This is a genomic window from Gluconobacter sp. P1C6_b (assembly GCF_018811945.1).
GTDB lineage: Bacteria > Pseudomonadota > Alphaproteobacteria > Acetobacterales > Acetobacteraceae > Gluconobacter.
Genome location: NZ_JACRVU010000004.1, coordinates 91,752 through 105,545 on the forward strand (window position 1 = coordinate 91,752; position 13,794 = coordinate 105,545).

A 13,794-nucleotide genomic window follows, 5' to 3' on the forward strand; every position below is an offset into this window, starting at 1 on the left:
TCGTTTTCAATGTCTGAAGGTCAGCCGGACGGCGAGGAACCGCGGAAGCTTGTTCTTCCGCCAAAGGCTGGCCGCAAGCTGGCGCTCTTCGGAGCGCCACTGCTCATCGTCGCAGGACTGGCCGCAGGTTACGGTCATTACACCGATCCCGGTCCTCTTCAGGACGAAAAGATTTTCGTCATTCCGCACGGCAACAATGCCCGTGTGACAAAGGCGCTTCAGGACGACGGGATCCTCTCCCCGACCTGGGCATCGGGCACGTTTTTCCGGATTGCCGCGTTCCTGACGCATCGCGATGGTCAGATCCACGCGGCTGAACTCCAGTTTCCGGCCCGCGTTTCGGTCGCGCATACCCTTGAGATCCTGCGTCACGGAAAGCCCGTGTCCCATCAGCTTACGGTGCCCGAGGGACTGACGGCCCTCAGGATCGCGGCCATTCTGAACAAGGCTCCGGCGCTGAGCGGCGATCTGCCCACACTTGCCGAAGGCAGCGTTTTTCCCCAGACGGTCTCTTACGTCTGGGGGACGTCGCGGCAGGCTCTGGCCGAAAAACTGCAGAAAATGATGGCGGTCAAGCTCGCCGCAGCCTGGGACGGTCGCAATGTCGAAGCGCTGGACGGGCTGATCCAGTCTCCACAGGAACTGCTGGTTCTCGCATCGCTGATCGAGCGTGAGACGGCCGTGCCGTCCGAGCGGCCGATGGTGGCTCGCGTGTTCCTGAACCGCCTGAAACTGGGTATGCGGCTTCAGACGGATCCGAGCGTCATTTACGGGCTCAGCAATGGAGCCGGAACACTGGACGCACCGCTGACCCATGAGGATCTGCAGACCCCCGGGCCTTACAACACCTATCTTCAGGCGGGACTGCCGCCCGGTCCCATCTGCTCGCCGGGGCCGACCTCACTGGACGCCGCAGCGCATCCGGCTGATGGGAAGATGCTGTATTTCGTGGCGACGGGGACGGGTGGGCATAATTTTGCCGAGACGCTCGCCGATCAGGATAAAAACATCCGGGCCTACCACGCACATCTGTCAGCGACACCTCAGAACCAGAACTGAACTCCCGTCCTCCGCAGAGGACGGGCGCAATGCTCTCAGTGCTTCAGCGGAGCGAGAGTCTGGCTCTGCACGCTGGACGCCTGTGCCGAATACGGCCGAGTGGCGTCATAGGTCGCCGGGTAGGGGTTGTTGCCGACGACGTCCTGCGTGGCGGACGTGCGTGCGGCGGTGGCCGCCTGTGACACGCGGGACGTCGCTGTGGCTGCGCTGCTGGTGGGCAGCTTCGCCACGGACATCAGAGCGCGACGCAGCGGGTCGGCGGACGGGTTGTTGACGCGCATCGTCACGATGATGTCCTCGGGGCCGACGGTCTGGTTGTAATAGGCCCGGTTGGCGCCACTATCGACGGTCAGCTTGGAACCACCCAGCGCAGCTCCGGCATACAGACCCTCGTTCTTCTGAGCGGCGTAGATGTCGGTGTTGTGCGCGCCAGCCGTGCTGTCTTCGAGCCCCGAGCCGATGCTGGCGAAGGAGGCGGACGCAGAGGCATCAAACTTGAACTGGCTGTCCAGAATGGCCTGGATGCCGCGCTGGGACATGATGAACAGGATCGTTTCCGTGCTCTGCACGCCAAGCTGAAGTCCCATCGACGCTGTGCCCAGACGGTAAAATGCCGGGTCGGACCATGAGCCGCGGGCGTCGCGGCTCAGAAGCACGCAGCGTCCCCCGGAACCGCCGATCCCGAAGGACATGTTCAGCACGGACGGGCAGACCATGACGGCCTTGGCTTCTGCCAGCAGCTTCTGGGAGCGGGACTGTGCTGTTGTTCCCGTGAAGAGATCCTGAACCGCCAGCGTGGCGCGATCGACAATGATCTGCTGTTGGCTGGCCGTGGTCTGAGGCGCATCGGAACAGGCGGACAGGGCGGTGCAACCCGAAGCGACGAGCACTGTCGTACGCAGGAGACCTGACAGGGTCATGGAGGATACCTTCTGCAGTCATCGTAGGAATGTTCCCGCACTATGCGCCAAATGCGGCCAAATCACGAGTGCGGGGGGAGGGAATGTCAGATTTCCACGTCAACAGCCGCAGAGAGCGCCTTCGCAATGCCGGGCGCGGCGGCAAGAATGGTCGCCCCGCCCGTCAGGCCACCGGTCTGAAGGAAAGGCGAGACCGCAGCCCCTGCTTCCGAAAGGATGATCAGAGCCGCCGCCACATCCCAGAGCTGGATGACGATTTCCAGATAGCCGTCGGAACGGCCACAGGCCACATCAGCCAGTGCGAGCGCACCGGACCCGCCGGAGCGCGGCATCGCGCCGAGCGCCATGATGGCGGCAATCTTCTCGTTGAAGGTCTCGGTCGTCACGCGCGCGGACCAGCCCATCTCGATCATGGCTTCCTGCGTGTTGGTGATGGGGGACGCCTTGATCGGCTTGCCGTTCAGGAACGCGCCCTTGCCCTTCTGGGCCGTGAAGACTTCGCCAAGCGCCGGAGCATCGATCACGCCGGCAACGGGTTCGTCTCCGTCCAGCAGGCCGAGCGAGACGCACCAGCGGTCACGTCCACGGGCATAATTCGATGTGCCGTCAATCGGGTCCACGACCCAGCGGAAGCCGCCCTGACGCGTCGCACCATTTTCCTCACCCTGAAAGCCATCCTCGGGGAAAAGCTCCTGGATGCGGCGGCTGACAAAGGCTTCGACGGCGCCATCCGTCTCGGTCAGGTAGTCCTGCCGGCCCTTGAGGGTTCCGGTCGGGCCACCGGGAGCGGGACGCAGGGCGAGGGCCAGCTGGGCTGCGTCCCGCACGACTGAGCGGGCGGCTTCGAGGCGGACGGCAATCGGATCGAAGGTCATGGAACTGTCCTAGTCTGTGCGCCGTGCAGCGCGGAGGGATGCCGTAATGGCGGGGTCTTCAAGGCTCATGAGACGGCTTGCGGCCGTAGTTGCAAACAGATGCAGCAGCGTGCGCCGCCGTGCGGGAGCCAGCTTATGGAGCGCGGGCTCCCGAATGATCGTGCACTCTGCCAGAATACTGTCGCGCAGGGCAGCGGGGACGGTGCTGACGCTGACGACGATCAGGCCCACATCCGGCGGAATGAGGTCCAGCGGAAAACCGTCATCCACCGCAAAAAACAGCCGGTCGGACCAGTCCCGGTATTCGGGCCATTTCTGATCGGTCTGGAAATCGCGCAGGCCGGACTTGATCTCGATGCAGGTCAGGGAATGATCGGGCAGAAGCGCCATGATGTCCGCGCGGCGTCCTGCGGCGGGAAGGGCGAATTCATTGATGGCGGCCCAGTTCATTGTCCGGCACAATCCGAGGACGGCGCGCCGGATGGTCAGCTGCATTTCCGGCAGGCCACAGGATGTTGCAGCGGGATTTTCGGCAAGAACCGTACTCATGGTTCCATCCTGCCCCGATCTGCGCTCTACGTCTGCCCCGGCAGGTTTTTTTTGAAGCTGTATTTTTACGGGAGAGTGCCTCATGCCATTTTTGCGAACGGATCACTGGCGATGCGCCATCGTTCACGCGCCTCTGGCTGAGGTGGTCGAAGCGGCCAGTCTGAACGGCTTTCCCATCACGACTCTGCCCGATATCGGGGATCACTGTTTCCTGGCCGATCCGTTCGGATTCTGGCGCGACGGAAAGCTGCATGTCTTTGCCGAGGCCTTCGATTACCGCAAACCCACGGGAACGATCGAGGTCCTGATCTATGACGGGACGGGCCGGCTACTGTCGCGCGAAACCGTTCTGCAGGAGCCCTGGCATCTCTCCTACCCGTTCGTGTTCGCGCATGAGGGCGAGGTCTACATGCTGCCCGAGGCCAGCGCTTCGGGCCGTCTTTCGCTCTATCGGGCAAAATCGTTTCCGCGTGAGTGGGAGCGGGTCGAGGCGTTCGATTTCCCCGAAGCCGCGATCGATGCCACGCCATTTCATTATGCCGATCGCTGGTGGATGTTCTGGACGCCTGCGGGCAACAGGGACGAACGGCAGAGCCTTCTGAACATTTCCGTGGCCGATACCCTGATGGGACCATGGAAAAACCTCGGGCTTTTCCTGAACGACCGGGCAGGGGCCCGTCCCGGGGGCACGCCGGTTCTTGTGGATGGAAAGATCTTCCTGCCTACGCAGGACTGTCGTGGAACCTATGGTCGCGGGATCCGGCTGCTGGAAATCGAAGGGCTGGAGCGGGGTCTGCCAAAAGTCACACCCGGCCTGTCGATTTCCATCCCGGCGTCTCTGCGGAAGCGGTATCCGGACGGCATGCATACCCTGTCCGCAGCCGGGCAGGTGACGCTGATTGACGTCAAGAAAATCGGGATCGGGCCGAAACGGGACCTGCTCAACCTGAAGCGACGGATCTTCGGCGCCTGAGAAGCGCGTATCCCGGGCGTTCAGAAACCCGGAATGCGATTCAGCACGGCATTGCCATTCCTGACGAACGCTTCAGGCCCGAAGCGTTCCAGTACCCGTTGGCGGGAACGGGCGCCCATCGCCGCAAGATCGGCCGGTCTGCCGATCAGGTCTGCCAGAGCTGCCGCAAGGGCAGGGGCATTGTCGAAGGGCACGATACGTCCCGTCTCACCGTCGAGAATGCTCGATGGCAGTTCTCCGGCAGGGGTGGCGACAACCGGAAGGCCACAGGACATGGCTTCATGCCCCGCGACACACATGCCCTCCCAGTGCGACGACTGAACGTAAAGATGCAGCGTCTTCAGGAAATCAAACGGTTTTGACTCGTAGCCCAGCAGGTCGATCGGCAGGTTGCCGGCCGTGATGCGATCCTGAAGCGCTGCGTGTTCGGGACCATCGCCTGCGATCTGAAGACGGAACGGCGGCAGGTCGGGGTGGTCTTTCAGAAGAGCCACGGCCTCGCACAGAATGTCATACGCCTTGACCGGGTTCAGGCGTCCCAGTGACCCGACGCGCACGACCTCCTCCTCTTTCCATGGCGTAGCCACAGGAGCGTCCGGATCGGCGCGGAAAATGGGCCAGGCGACGAAATTGTCACTGATGCCGAGTTCTTTGCCGGCAAAGGTGATGACAGACTGGGAGTCGGCAACCCACAGCGTCGTGTAGGGGCGACACAGGCGCAGCAGGAAGGCATTGACCGTCTTCAGGCGCCCGCAATGCTGCCAGTGTACTGTCGGAGTCTTGTGACGCAGCGCAACCAGCTGTCCCAGAAGCGTGGCACGGCTCAGCGACGTCCAGATCAGGTCCGGCTGAAACGCCTCCATCTCGTCGCGCAGCCAGCGATAGGCAGCGATATGATCCCGCGTCGTGCCTTCCCGGACGCGCACGGGGATGCCGGCGGCTTCGATCAGCGGAATGGCGAGGCCGTCCTTGCGGGCCAGGGCGAAGACGGTCACATCCCCGCCGCGGGCCTTCAGAACGGATACGATGTCCGGAATGGGAAGCTGCGCGCCGCCACATTCGAGGGAATTGATGATGTAGGCGATTTTCATGGTGTCGTCTGGGCCAGGATTTTTTCAGCTAGCGTCAGGTCCGAGGGTTTGTCCACGTCCACGGCCGCGCGCCCGTCCGAAAGTGTTACCAGACGTACATTTGCGCCCGTCAGCGTCCGGATGCGTCGATACAGGGCCGTGGGATCGAGCGTACGGGTCACGGCCCGCAGCAGGGTGCCGATCCCAAGCGTCAGGGCCATGCGGAGCGGGCGTTTGCGGTTCTGTTGAAGGCGCTTCCACAGTTCGATGACATTCCGCCCCTTCGGCGTGCCGATCAGAAACAGGTTGCAGCCGGAAAAGCTCATGTCCGACAGGTGGATATAGGTCCGTTTCGTGCCGGGCACGTCGCGCTCGACCGTTGCACGCAGTGCTACAGCCGCTGCAAGGTCGCATCCCTGTGCTTTTGCAAGAAATTCCTGAATCCATTCCGGCCGTAGAAGTGCGTGATCTGCCGTTGTGACCAGGCAGGGCGTGCCGATCCGGGCAATGGCTTCGGCAACGCTCTCGCTGGGAGAGGGGGCGGAACGCAGAATTGTGGCGTCACCGGCAAGATCCCTGATGCAGTCGGGATTTTCGATGCTGATCGTGACGGGGCCAAGGCCGGGGGTGCGGGCAATTGTATCGAGCACGCGGGCCAGCATGGGCTGACCGGCAACGGGAAGCAGCGCCTTGTGGGAAACCTGACCGAGTTTCGCAAGGACATCGTTCTCGCCGTCCCGGGACCCGGCGAGAACCAGAACCGGAAGCGTCATGCCGCGCGGTTACGGTCTGCTGCGGCGCGGGCGGATGCCGGACGTGCGCCGTCGGGACGGTCACGCGGGGGGGAGCCCGTCAGATCCATAACCCACGGATAGCGATGGGCTTCCTCGATATCGTAACCGAGGTTGAAGACATGCTTGCTGCGGGGCCGGTCGCGGGCTTCGCGGTAAAAGCTGCTGAACAGACGGTCCGGCACGTAGTTCGTGATGCCGTAATTGCCGTCCTCATCGTGAAAATGGTGCAGGACGTGAAGCTGCTTGATGTCCGCCACCCATTTCCAGCGCGGCTTGTAGGCCAGATGCTGGATGCAATGGAAGAATTCGTAGATGCAGGTCATGACCAGTGCTGTCGAAAGCGCGCAGAACGCCCCGCTCCAGCCGGCAATCAGCCCGCCGATGGGCATTGTGATGATCGCCATGGTGGGCACCGTGTTCAGCGGGGAGCCGAACAGGACGTCCAGCAGATGCGGGTCCTGATGATGGTCGAAATGGATGCGCTTCCACAGCGAAGCGGTCCAGTGGTTGCGGTACAGCCAGCGCCCGTGAAGGATGAAGCGGTGGATCGCATACCAGGCCAGCGGATAGACCACGATCACGACGGGAACGGGGATGAGCGTGACCCAGAGCGCGGTCGAGAAATGCAGGGCGGCCCAGGCGGACACTGCGATCAGCGCGAAATAGAGCAGGATCGTCGGATAGGTCAGATAGGCGAACCACAGCTGCTGGAGGTTCATCTTTCCCAGATCGAAGCTGCGACCCGTCCTGATGGCGGACATGTTGCGCCAGGGCGCCTTGAAGTTGCTCATCGTTCCTCCATCCGCAAAAGCCAGGTCAGCCCGAGAAGGGTACCCAGGAGCGGTCCGACGCTGACGGCCAGCGGAGCTGGCAGCGTCCCCGCGTTTCCAAGTGCGGAAATCATTCCCTGCAGGATGACGAAACCCATTCCAGCGGCCAGAACATACACCGGCAGCGGATTTCGAAGTCCTGCACGGGGAGGGATATAGATCACCGGGAGCGTCAATAGAAGCATTACTGCAATTTCGACAGGTAAAATCATTCCGCTGAAGAGGGCCATACGATACGTGGCCCGGGGTAGACTTGCAGGTGCGCCCTTGTGAAGAATGGCGCTGACCTGCCCCGGCGTGACGGTCGCTCCGTTCTGCGAGAGCGTCATGATGACCGAGGGAGTGGCCGGGATGACGAAGGTGCTGTCGCCCTTTGTAACATTCACGTACGACTTGTCATCGGACAGGGAAAGATCCTGCGCCCCATCGGGATGCCACTGTCCATTGCGGTATGTCAGGACGTTCGTGTGCTCGGTGCCGGTCAGCAGGCCCGTGCTGTCACGGTGATAGATCGTCACGTCCCGCAGGAACGTGCCGCCCTGGGCGATCTGCCCGATCCGGACCAGCGTGGGGCCCGCCCGAAACCACAGGATATTGTCTTCGGGCTGCCCGTCCTGCCCCGCGAGCGGATCTGTGCGGTTCCACCATGTCGTGAGGGCGTTCTCGCAGGCCGGGACAAGCCAGTACTGGGCGCAGGTTCCCCCGATCCCCGCGATCAGCACCGCGGGCAGGAGAAGACGGTACAGCGCGGGCGTAGAAAGCCCGGCCGCCCGCAGGGCCGAGATTTCGCTCGACAGGGTCATCTGCGTGAGCAGGAACAGCGTGCCCACCATGAAGGCGAGTGGCAGGATGTCGATGCTCAGGGCAGGCAGGTGCAGGAAGGCGAAGGTCAGGATGCCCCGAACGCCGAGATGCCGGTTCAGGATCGGCGTCGTCTTTTCAAGAAGCGCCAGAATTTCCAGCAGCGAGACGAGGACGGCCCCGCACAGCAAAAAGCGTCCCAGGAGGGCACGGTTGAGCGCCTTGATGAGGACATGGCGCGGCATGGAAGGTGTGGAGTCGTTCATGCCGGCGCCCTTGTGAACTTGCGCCGCCGCCAGGACCCACGGGAACGGCGCAGAAGGGCCGCCAGACAGCCGACGCAGAACACGACTTCCGGTACCCAGATCGCCAGCCAGATGGGAAGGCGTCCGGTCGAGGCAAGGCTGTGGCCGAACATGAGTGTCTGGTCGAAGCCGATCAGGATCACGGCTACCGCAATCAGCCCCCAGACGGATTTTCTTCGCCGGGCGCTGATGGCCAGCGCAACAGCCAGGGGCGGAATGAACGGAATGGCGATGGCGCGGGCCATACGGAAATCCATTTCGGCCCGGAGTGTGCGGTATTCGATGCCGGGCAGGCCATAACGCAGGTCATGCGCCAGTTCGAACAGGGTCAGCTCGCGCTCGTCGGCCCCGCGGGAGCGGAAGGAGGTTTCCTTGTTGGGCCGATCGATAACGCGGACGACGTGTTCGAAATGGGTCACGGTCGGTTTGTGGGGTTTGGTGGCCTGGAACGGATCATCCACAATTTCCCCATTCCACAGGTCGAGGCGGGTGCTGCGGGTCTTTTCCGAAATGGTCAGCGCGCCCGTCCGGGCCGTGATGATGTGGGCCACGCCATTGGCATTCACTTCCCGGATGAAGACCCGTCTGAGGCGGGTGCCGGCATGGCTGACACTGTCTGCCGTCATGACGGCCTTGCTGGACGTGGAGGCAAACATTCCCGCCTGAAGATGCGGGGCCCAGCCGGTATGCTCGGCAAAATAGAAGCCCGCGCGATAGTCATAGCGGGCCACGGGCTGGATATAGCCGTACAGAAATACGCTGGCCGCCCCGAGAAGCAGGCCTACGATCATGAAAGGGCGACTGATTCGCATCAGCGAGACGCGCCCGGCCTGAAGCGCGTCGATTTCGTTGTTGTCGCTCATGCTCCGGATGGTGAGGAACACCGCGATACACAGCGCCGCGGGCAGGGCGATACCAAAATAATGGGGCAGAAGATCCGTCAGGAGCGCGATACATGTTCCGAGCGAACTTCCTGCCGAGGCCAGATAGTCGAAGAGCGACAGCAGCCGTTCCAGCAGCAGCGCGACCAGCATCGCCAGAAGAGCGATCGCAAATGGCGGTGCCATCTGTGTCAGCAGATACCGGTCCAGAATATGGGCCCGCTGTTTCACGCCTCTGTCCTTCCCGAGCGGTTCCATGACGCCCGTTCACTGACGGAGCCATCGAGCCGGTGACGTGCCAGAGTGATTGTCCAGCCCTTCCTATATGGGTGGATGCTCAGGCGATTCCAGCAGGCCTGACGGTGCGGGCGTTCATCCGTCAGCGAGGCGGACGCCACACCAAGCAGCGGAATGTCCGTGCCGGCGATATGGGTCAGCGTTGCGTCGTGGGAGTGTCCATGCAGCACGATCTCCGCTCCGGCCCGCCTGAAAACGGCGGCTACCTCGCGGTGATCGAGCAGGGACTTCCGCCAGGGCACGAGCCCGCGCCGGGGGGGGTGATGGATCATTACGACCCGGCACAGCCCCTCCCGGCCAAGCTCTTCCAGCAGTGCCTCAAGCCGCGCACGCTGCCGGTATCCGACGCGCCCGCAGGCCATGAACGGCGCTGTGGGGATGCCGGAATTGACGCCGACGATCGCAACCCCGTTCTGGATGCGGACATATGGATACTGCTGGTCCGACCAGCGCTCCCACTGGTGCAGACCGGCCGAGGCCGGCTGACGGACCATGCAGTCATGATTGCCGGGAATCACGAGCGCGGGAGCCGGCAGGGCATCGAGCCAGCGGGCGGCCGCGGCAAATTCGTCGGGCGTTCCGAAATTGGTCAGGTCCCCGCTGACGAGGATGGTGTCCACGTCCGAGTGCCCGATATCTTTCACCAGCGCTGCGCAGGTCTGTTCGAGATGGACGTACCGGCGGTGCTTCTTCCATGACAGAAGGCTCAGGGCGCGCTTGTTAAGCGCCTCACGCCAGTGGACCGGGGGCGGGGGCAGGTGCGGGTCCGAAATATGGGCCAGGGTGACAGTGGGGGTGACAGCGGGCGTAGGCGTGATGACAGGGGACGTTTGCCGCGACGAGATGGGATCTGCGGGCAGGTCAGGGGTCATGATCAGAAAAGGGCCTTGTCAGTATCCACGTCAGAAGCTGGCATCCAGACGCGCCGGGATGCCATGTTCTGGCAGTTCCATCATAGCCGTGCTAGACCCGCCCGCATAGCCGAACGCCATACGAAGATTGCCTCACCTAGTGCGCATTGCCTTGATCCATAATGCCCGTAGCCGGAAAAACCGCCGGAACGGTTCCAGTTTTGCTGTCGAGGCCCAGGCCCTTCTGGGGAAGGATTTCGTGCCTTCCGATACTCGGGAGGGGACAACCGAACATGTCCGCCAGCTTTATGAGCGTGGGATCGACACCATTCTCATCGATGGCGGCGACGGGACGGTCAGCACGGCCCTGACCGCCATTGCACGCGCTTACCCTGCGGACAGGCTTCCGGATATCGTGGTCCTTGCGTCTGGCAACACGAACCTCATTGCCGGGGACGTCGGTTTTGGCCTGCGCGGGATGGAGGCGATCCAGCGTCTGCGGCAGGGTGACCTGCGTTCCAGCGTGCGAACGCCCATCCGTCTGTCCTGGCCCGGAACTGACCGGATGCCAGTGCTTGGCCTGTTCGGAGGATGTGCGGGATATGCGCGTGCCGTCCGGATAGCCCATTCACCGACCGTCCTGCGTTTCGCGCCCCATGATCTTGCGGTGGGCATCACGCTGCTGTCGACATTCGTCAGCCTCATGTTCCGCAAAAGCCGCGAGGAATGGCTCAGGGGCGATCCGCTGCGGATCGAGACCGGTGGCCATGTCTATGACGGACAGAGCTTCATGTTCCTGACGACAGGGCTTTCGCACCTGTCGCGCGGGATCTGGCCTTTCTGGGATGCAGAGCCCAATGTCGAAGGACTGCGCTATCTGGATGTCAGCGCCTGGCCCGACAGTCTGCTCCGGGCGACGGCTGCCCTTCTGTGTGGACGCGCACCTCGCTGGCTGCGTCGTCACCCGGATTATGTCAGTGGGCGGACGGACGACATGACGCTGGTGACGGAAAGCGATTTCGTGCTCGATGGCGAGGTCTTCAGCGCGGCACCGGGCGGTGTGCTGCGTCTGGAGCGTGCGTCCCGCTTCCGGTTCCTGCATGCCTGATGTGCTCGAACAGCGCCTGATCGGCGAACTGACGACACCAGTCGATCCGGGCGTGGTTGCCTTTGCCGACGCGCTGGCCCGTGCCTGTCCCGTCATGCCGCTGGGCGTACTGTTCTATGGCTCGCTTCTGCGCAAAGCTGATCCGGACGGTATTCTCGATTTCTATATCATTACCGAAAACGCAGCAGGTTTTGCGGGGGGACTGGTGGCCCGGACCGGCAATCTCGTCCTGCCGCCCAATGTCCGTTATTCCGAATTCCGTCATGACGGCCGGGTTCTGAGAGCAAAGATCGCGGTGCTGTCACGGGCGCAGTTCGAAGCCCGCACGGGCCTCGGCGCGCTCGACACGACAATCTGGGCGCGGTTCTGCCAGCCGGTACGGCTGGTCTGGGTTCGGGATCCGCAAAGCGCGGATGTCATTCTGTCCCTGATCGCAGGCTGTGTGACGACGGCGGCCTGCTGGGCGGCTCTTCTGGGCGATGTGTCCATGACGGCACTGGAGTTCTGGCAGACCCTTTTTGCCCATACCTATGCGTCCGAACTGCGGGTCGAGAAGAAGGGACGGGGCAACAGCATTCTTGAAGGGCAGGAGGCGCGTTACGCTGCCCTGTTGACCCTGGGGTGGACGCGGGGACGTCTTCAGTTCTCGGCTCATGGGGACAGGCTTGAACCCGTCATTGACGCGGCACTTCGCCGGAAAGCGGCCCGTCGCTGGGCGCTGATCCAGATATCCGGACGCCCACGCAATGTGACCAGGCTGCTGAAGGCCGCCTTCACGTTTGAAAACGGCGCGTCCTATCTGGCCTGGAAGATCCAGCGCCATACGGGTTTTGACATGCAACTGTCGCCCTTCGAGAGCCGGCACCCACTTGTGATGCTGCCCCGGCTTCTGTGGCGTGCGCGGGACCTTCTGGCGCGTTCGAAAGCCTGAATCAAAAAGGGGGGATCCGGTGGATCCCCCCTTTTTTTATGGATTACAGCCCGAAATGTCTGGCGACTTCGCCGAAGACGGCAACGGCGCGGTCGATTTCCTCAGGCGAATGGGCCGCCATGACCGAGCAGCGCAGGAGCGGCCGGTTGTCAGGCGTCGCCGGCGGGAGCGAGAGGTTCACATAGACCCCGTTTTCCAGCAGTGCGTTCCAGAAACCCACGGCCTGATCCACGGTCTCCAGCGTCACGGCGACGACCGGGGAGACGTGCTCGCCCGTTCTGAGGCCGACCTTCTGGAGCCCTGCATGCAGACGGGCAGCGTTTTCCTGAAGCTTTGTCCGCAGTTCCGGGCGGGCCTGCATGTCTTCAAGCGCCGCCATGGTGGCTGCGATGATTTCCGGAGGCAGGGACGCCGTGAACATGTAGGGACGCGAGCACAGGCGCATCAGGTCCACGCCATCATGGTTCGTGACGCAGTAGCCGCCCACAGTCCCGAGAGACTTGGAGAAGGTCCCGACCACGAAGTCGATCCCGTCCTCGCAGCCCTGCATTTCGGCAACGCCACGGCCATGCGTACCAAGAACACCGAACGAATGGGCTTCGTCAGCCATCAGATACGCGCCGTGGCGTGTCTTGATGTCGACGAACTTGTCCAGCGGGGCGACATTGCCCGTCATGGAATAGATGCCCTCGGCCACGATCAGCTTGGCGCCCGGATGGTCCTTCAGGCGTGCCAGACGCTTTTCCAGATCGACCGGATCGTTGTGGCGAAAGCGGATGACCTGCGCGCCCGACAGCTTGGCGCCGTCATAGATGCTGGCATGGCTGTCCGCATCGAGCAGCAGGACGTCGTCCTTGTTCACCAGAGCTGAGATCGTGCCCAGATTGGCCTGATATCCGGTCGAGAACACCATGCAGTGCTTGCGGCGGAAGAACTCGGCGAGCTTTGCCTCCAGCTTGCGGTGCAGACCGAAGGTCCCGTTCGCAATGCGGGAGCCCGTCGTACCAACGCCCATCGTCTCGGCCGTTTCCACGGCTGCTTCGATGGCTTTCTTCGACTGGCTGAGACCAAGATAGTTGTTGGTCCCGAAGAGCAGCGTCTCGCGGCCTTCGATGATCCCGACGCTTGCGGAGATCGGACGCTCGATCACGACCTCGAACGGGTTGCGCGGGGAGGCGGCCGTAAGGCCTTCATAGGCCTCGCGCAGGCCGTGGTGCTTGGCGAAAATATCCGTCACGCGTGGGCGACCTTCAGCGTGTGCAGGCAGCCGGCAAGGTCGTTGATGGTGCGGATATCGGCCAGCTTGTCGAGCGGTACGGAGACGTCGAGCTCGTCTTCGATTTCCATGACGAAGTTCATGACGGCCAGACTGTCAAAGGCCAGGTCTTCGACAATCTTGCTGTTGCCATCGATGTCCCGGGGAACTTTCGGATTGGCAAGCAGTTTCTCAATGATCATTCCGGAAATACCGGCGACGCTGTCAGTCATGGACTTCAACTCTCGATGTCTGTGTACGCTTGGGTCTGTGCAATCTTGGGCAAGCCTTATGC

The 13,794-nt window shown here is 62.6% G+C and carries 15 protein-coding genes; 4 read left to right on the forward strand and 11 right to left on the reverse strand.

Features of this window, described 5'->3' with window-relative positions; all coding sequences use genetic code 11:
* The first annotated feature begins 9 nt into the window (after positions 1 to 9).
* On the forward strand, positions 10 to 1,059 hold the full coding sequence (gene mltG / locus KP701_RS04945; RefSeq protein WP_215746095.1) for an endolytic transglycosylase MltG: 1,050 nt from the start codon (positions 10 to 12) through the stop codon (positions 1,057 to 1,059).
* A gap of 35 nt (positions 1,060 to 1,094) precedes the next feature.
* Here the strand turns inward: mltG and KP701_RS04950 are convergent, their stop codons facing one another.
* From KP701_RS04950 to KP701_RS04960, 3 genes are all read right to left on the reverse strand, one after another.
* Entirely contained in the window at positions 1,095 to 1,979 is an 885-nt protein-coding gene (locus tag KP701_RS04950; RefSeq protein ID WP_215746097.1) for a lipid-binding SYLF domain-containing protein, read from the reverse strand.
* Between the two features lie 86 nt (positions 1,980 to 2,065).
* The gene (locus KP701_RS04955) at positions 2,066 to 2,854 is read right to left on the reverse strand and encodes an inositol monophosphatase family protein (protein WP_215746098.1); all 789 of its coding nucleotides are present in this window, start codon (positions 2,852 to 2,854) and stop codon (positions 2,066 to 2,068) included.
* Between the two features lie 9 nt (positions 2,855 to 2,863).
* Positions 2,864 to 3,403 carry an MmcB family DNA repair protein gene (locus KP701_RS04960; protein ID WP_215746100.1) on the reverse strand — a complete coding sequence of 180 codons (540 nt, stop codon included), beginning with the start codon at positions 3,401 to 3,403 and terminating at the stop codon, positions 2,864 to 2,866.
* A gap of 82 nt (positions 3,404 to 3,485) precedes the next feature.
* Here KP701_RS04960 and KP701_RS04965 point away from each other — a divergent pair, with 82 nt between their 5' ends.
* Entirely contained in the window at positions 3,486 to 4,376 is an 891-nt protein-coding gene (locus KP701_RS04965; RefSeq protein ID WP_215746102.1) for a hypothetical protein, read from the forward strand.
* Positions 4,377 to 4,396: 20 nt separating this feature from the next.
* On the opposite strand, the gene KP701_RS04970 is transcribed toward KP701_RS04965, so the two are convergent.
* From KP701_RS04970 to KP701_RS04995, 6 genes are read right to left on the reverse strand one after another with little or no spacing between them, the layout of a single operon-like run.
* Complete coding sequence (locus KP701_RS04970; RefSeq protein ID WP_215746104.1) at positions 4,397 to 5,467, reverse strand: glycosyltransferase; 1,071 nt, start codon at positions 5,465 to 5,467, stop codon at positions 4,397 to 4,399.
* Entirely contained in the window at positions 5,464 to 6,219 is a 756-nt protein-coding gene (locus KP701_RS04975; RefSeq protein ID WP_215746106.1) for a nucleotidyltransferase family protein, read from the reverse strand. Before KP701_RS04975 ends, KP701_RS04970 begins: the two co-directional genes overlap by 4 nt.
* Positions 6,216 to 7,031 (reverse strand): sterol desaturase family protein, encoded by an 816-nt coding sequence (locus tag KP701_RS04980; RefSeq protein WP_215746108.1) that lies wholly within the window; start codon positions 7,029 to 7,031, stop codon positions 6,216 to 6,218. Before KP701_RS04980 ends, KP701_RS04975 begins: the two co-directional genes overlap by 4 nt.
* Complete coding sequence (locus KP701_RS04985) at positions 7,028 to 8,137, reverse strand: LptF/LptG family permease (protein WP_215746110.1); 1,110 nt, start codon at positions 8,135 to 8,137, stop codon at positions 7,028 to 7,030. The genes KP701_RS04980 and KP701_RS04985 overlap by 4 nt, the downstream gene beginning before the upstream one ends.
* Positions 8,134 to 9,288: an LptF/LptG family permease gene (locus KP701_RS04990; RefSeq protein WP_215746112.1), complete on the reverse strand. Its 1,155-nt coding sequence runs from the start codon at positions 9,286 to 9,288 to the stop codon at positions 8,134 to 8,136. The genes KP701_RS04985 and KP701_RS04990 overlap by 4 nt, the downstream gene beginning before the upstream one ends.
* Entirely contained in the window at positions 9,285 to 10,226 is a 942-nt protein-coding gene (locus KP701_RS04995) for a metallophosphoesterase (RefSeq protein ID WP_252345408.1), read from the reverse strand. The genes KP701_RS04990 and KP701_RS04995 overlap by 4 nt, the downstream gene beginning before the upstream one ends.
* Before the next feature lie 139 nt (positions 10,227 to 10,365).
* Here KP701_RS04995 and KP701_RS05000 point away from each other — a divergent pair, with 139 nt between their 5' ends.
* Both KP701_RS05000 and KP701_RS05005 read left to right on the forward strand, forming a co-directional pair.
* A complete protein-coding gene (locus KP701_RS05000; protein ID WP_215746114.1) occupies positions 10,366 to 11,313 on the forward strand; it encodes a diacylglycerol kinase family protein in 948 nt (315 codons plus the stop codon).
* Positions 11,306 to 12,244: a hypothetical protein gene (locus KP701_RS05005; RefSeq protein ID WP_215746116.1), complete on the forward strand. Its 939-nt coding sequence runs from the start codon at positions 11,306 to 11,308 to the stop codon at positions 12,242 to 12,244. The genes KP701_RS05000 and KP701_RS05005 overlap by 8 nt, the downstream gene beginning before the upstream one ends.
* Positions 12,245 to 12,287: 43 nt before the next feature.
* On the opposite strand, the gene spt is transcribed toward KP701_RS05005, so the two are convergent.
* Together spt and KP701_RS05015 are read right to left on the reverse strand one after the other, a co-directional pair.
* Positions 12,288 to 13,481: a serine palmitoyltransferase gene (gene spt / locus KP701_RS05010; protein ID WP_215746117.1), complete on the reverse strand. Its 1,194-nt coding sequence runs from the start codon at positions 13,479 to 13,481 to the stop codon at positions 12,288 to 12,290.
* Positions 13,478 to 13,732, reverse strand: a complete 255-nt coding sequence (locus KP701_RS05015) for an acyl carrier protein (RefSeq protein ID WP_011253570.1) — start codon at positions 13,730 to 13,732, stop codon at positions 13,478 to 13,480. Before KP701_RS05015 ends, spt begins: the two co-directional genes overlap by 4 nt.
* Positions 13,733 to 13,794: the final 62 nt, after the last annotated feature.

Bases quoted from the DNA above. Each gene is read 5' to 3' on its own strand.
- KP701_RS04985 (WP_215746110.1), bottom strand. From the start codon at position 8,137: ATGAACGACTCCACACCTTCCATGCCGCGCCATGTCCTCATCAAGGCG.
- KP701_RS04975 (WP_215746106.1), bottom strand. From the start codon at position 6,219: ATGACGCTTCCGGTTCTGGTTCTCGCCGGGTCCCGGGACGGCGAGAAC.
- KP701_RS05015 (WP_011253570.1), bottom strand. From the start codon at position 13,732: ATGACTGACAGCGTCGCCGGTATTTCCGGAATGATCATTGAGAAACTG.
- mltG (WP_215746095.1), top strand. From the start codon at position 10: ATGTCTGAAGGTCAGCCGGACGGCGAGGAACCGCGGAAGCTTGTTCTT.
- KP701_RS04955 (WP_215746098.1), bottom strand. From the start codon at position 2,854: ATGACCTTCGATCCGATTGCCGTCCGCCTCGAAGCCGCCCGCTCAGTC.
- KP701_RS05005 (WP_215746116.1), top strand. From the start codon at position 11,306: ATGCCTGATGTGCTCGAACAGCGCCTGATCGGCGAACTGACGACACCA.
- KP701_RS04965 (WP_215746102.1), top strand. From the start codon at position 3,486: ATGCCATTTTTGCGAACGGATCACTGGCGATGCGCCATCGTTCACGCG.
- KP701_RS04995 (WP_252345408.1), bottom strand. From the start codon at position 10,226: ATGACCCCTGACCTGCCCGCAGATCCCATCTCGTCGCGGCAAACGTCC.
- KP701_RS04970 (WP_215746104.1), bottom strand. From the start codon at position 5,467: ATGAAAATCGCCTACATCATCAATTCCCTCGAATGTGGCGGCGCGCAG.
- KP701_RS04950 (WP_215746097.1), bottom strand. From the start codon at position 1,979: ATGACCCTGTCAGGTCTCCTGCGTACGACAGTGCTCGTCGCTTCGGGT.
- KP701_RS04980 (WP_215746108.1), bottom strand. From the start codon at position 7,031: ATGAGCAACTTCAAGGCGCCCTGGCGCAACATGTCCGCCATCAGGACG.
- KP701_RS04960 (WP_215746100.1), bottom strand. From the start codon at position 3,403: ATGAGTACGGTTCTTGCCGAAAATCCCGCTGCAACATCCTGTGGCCTG.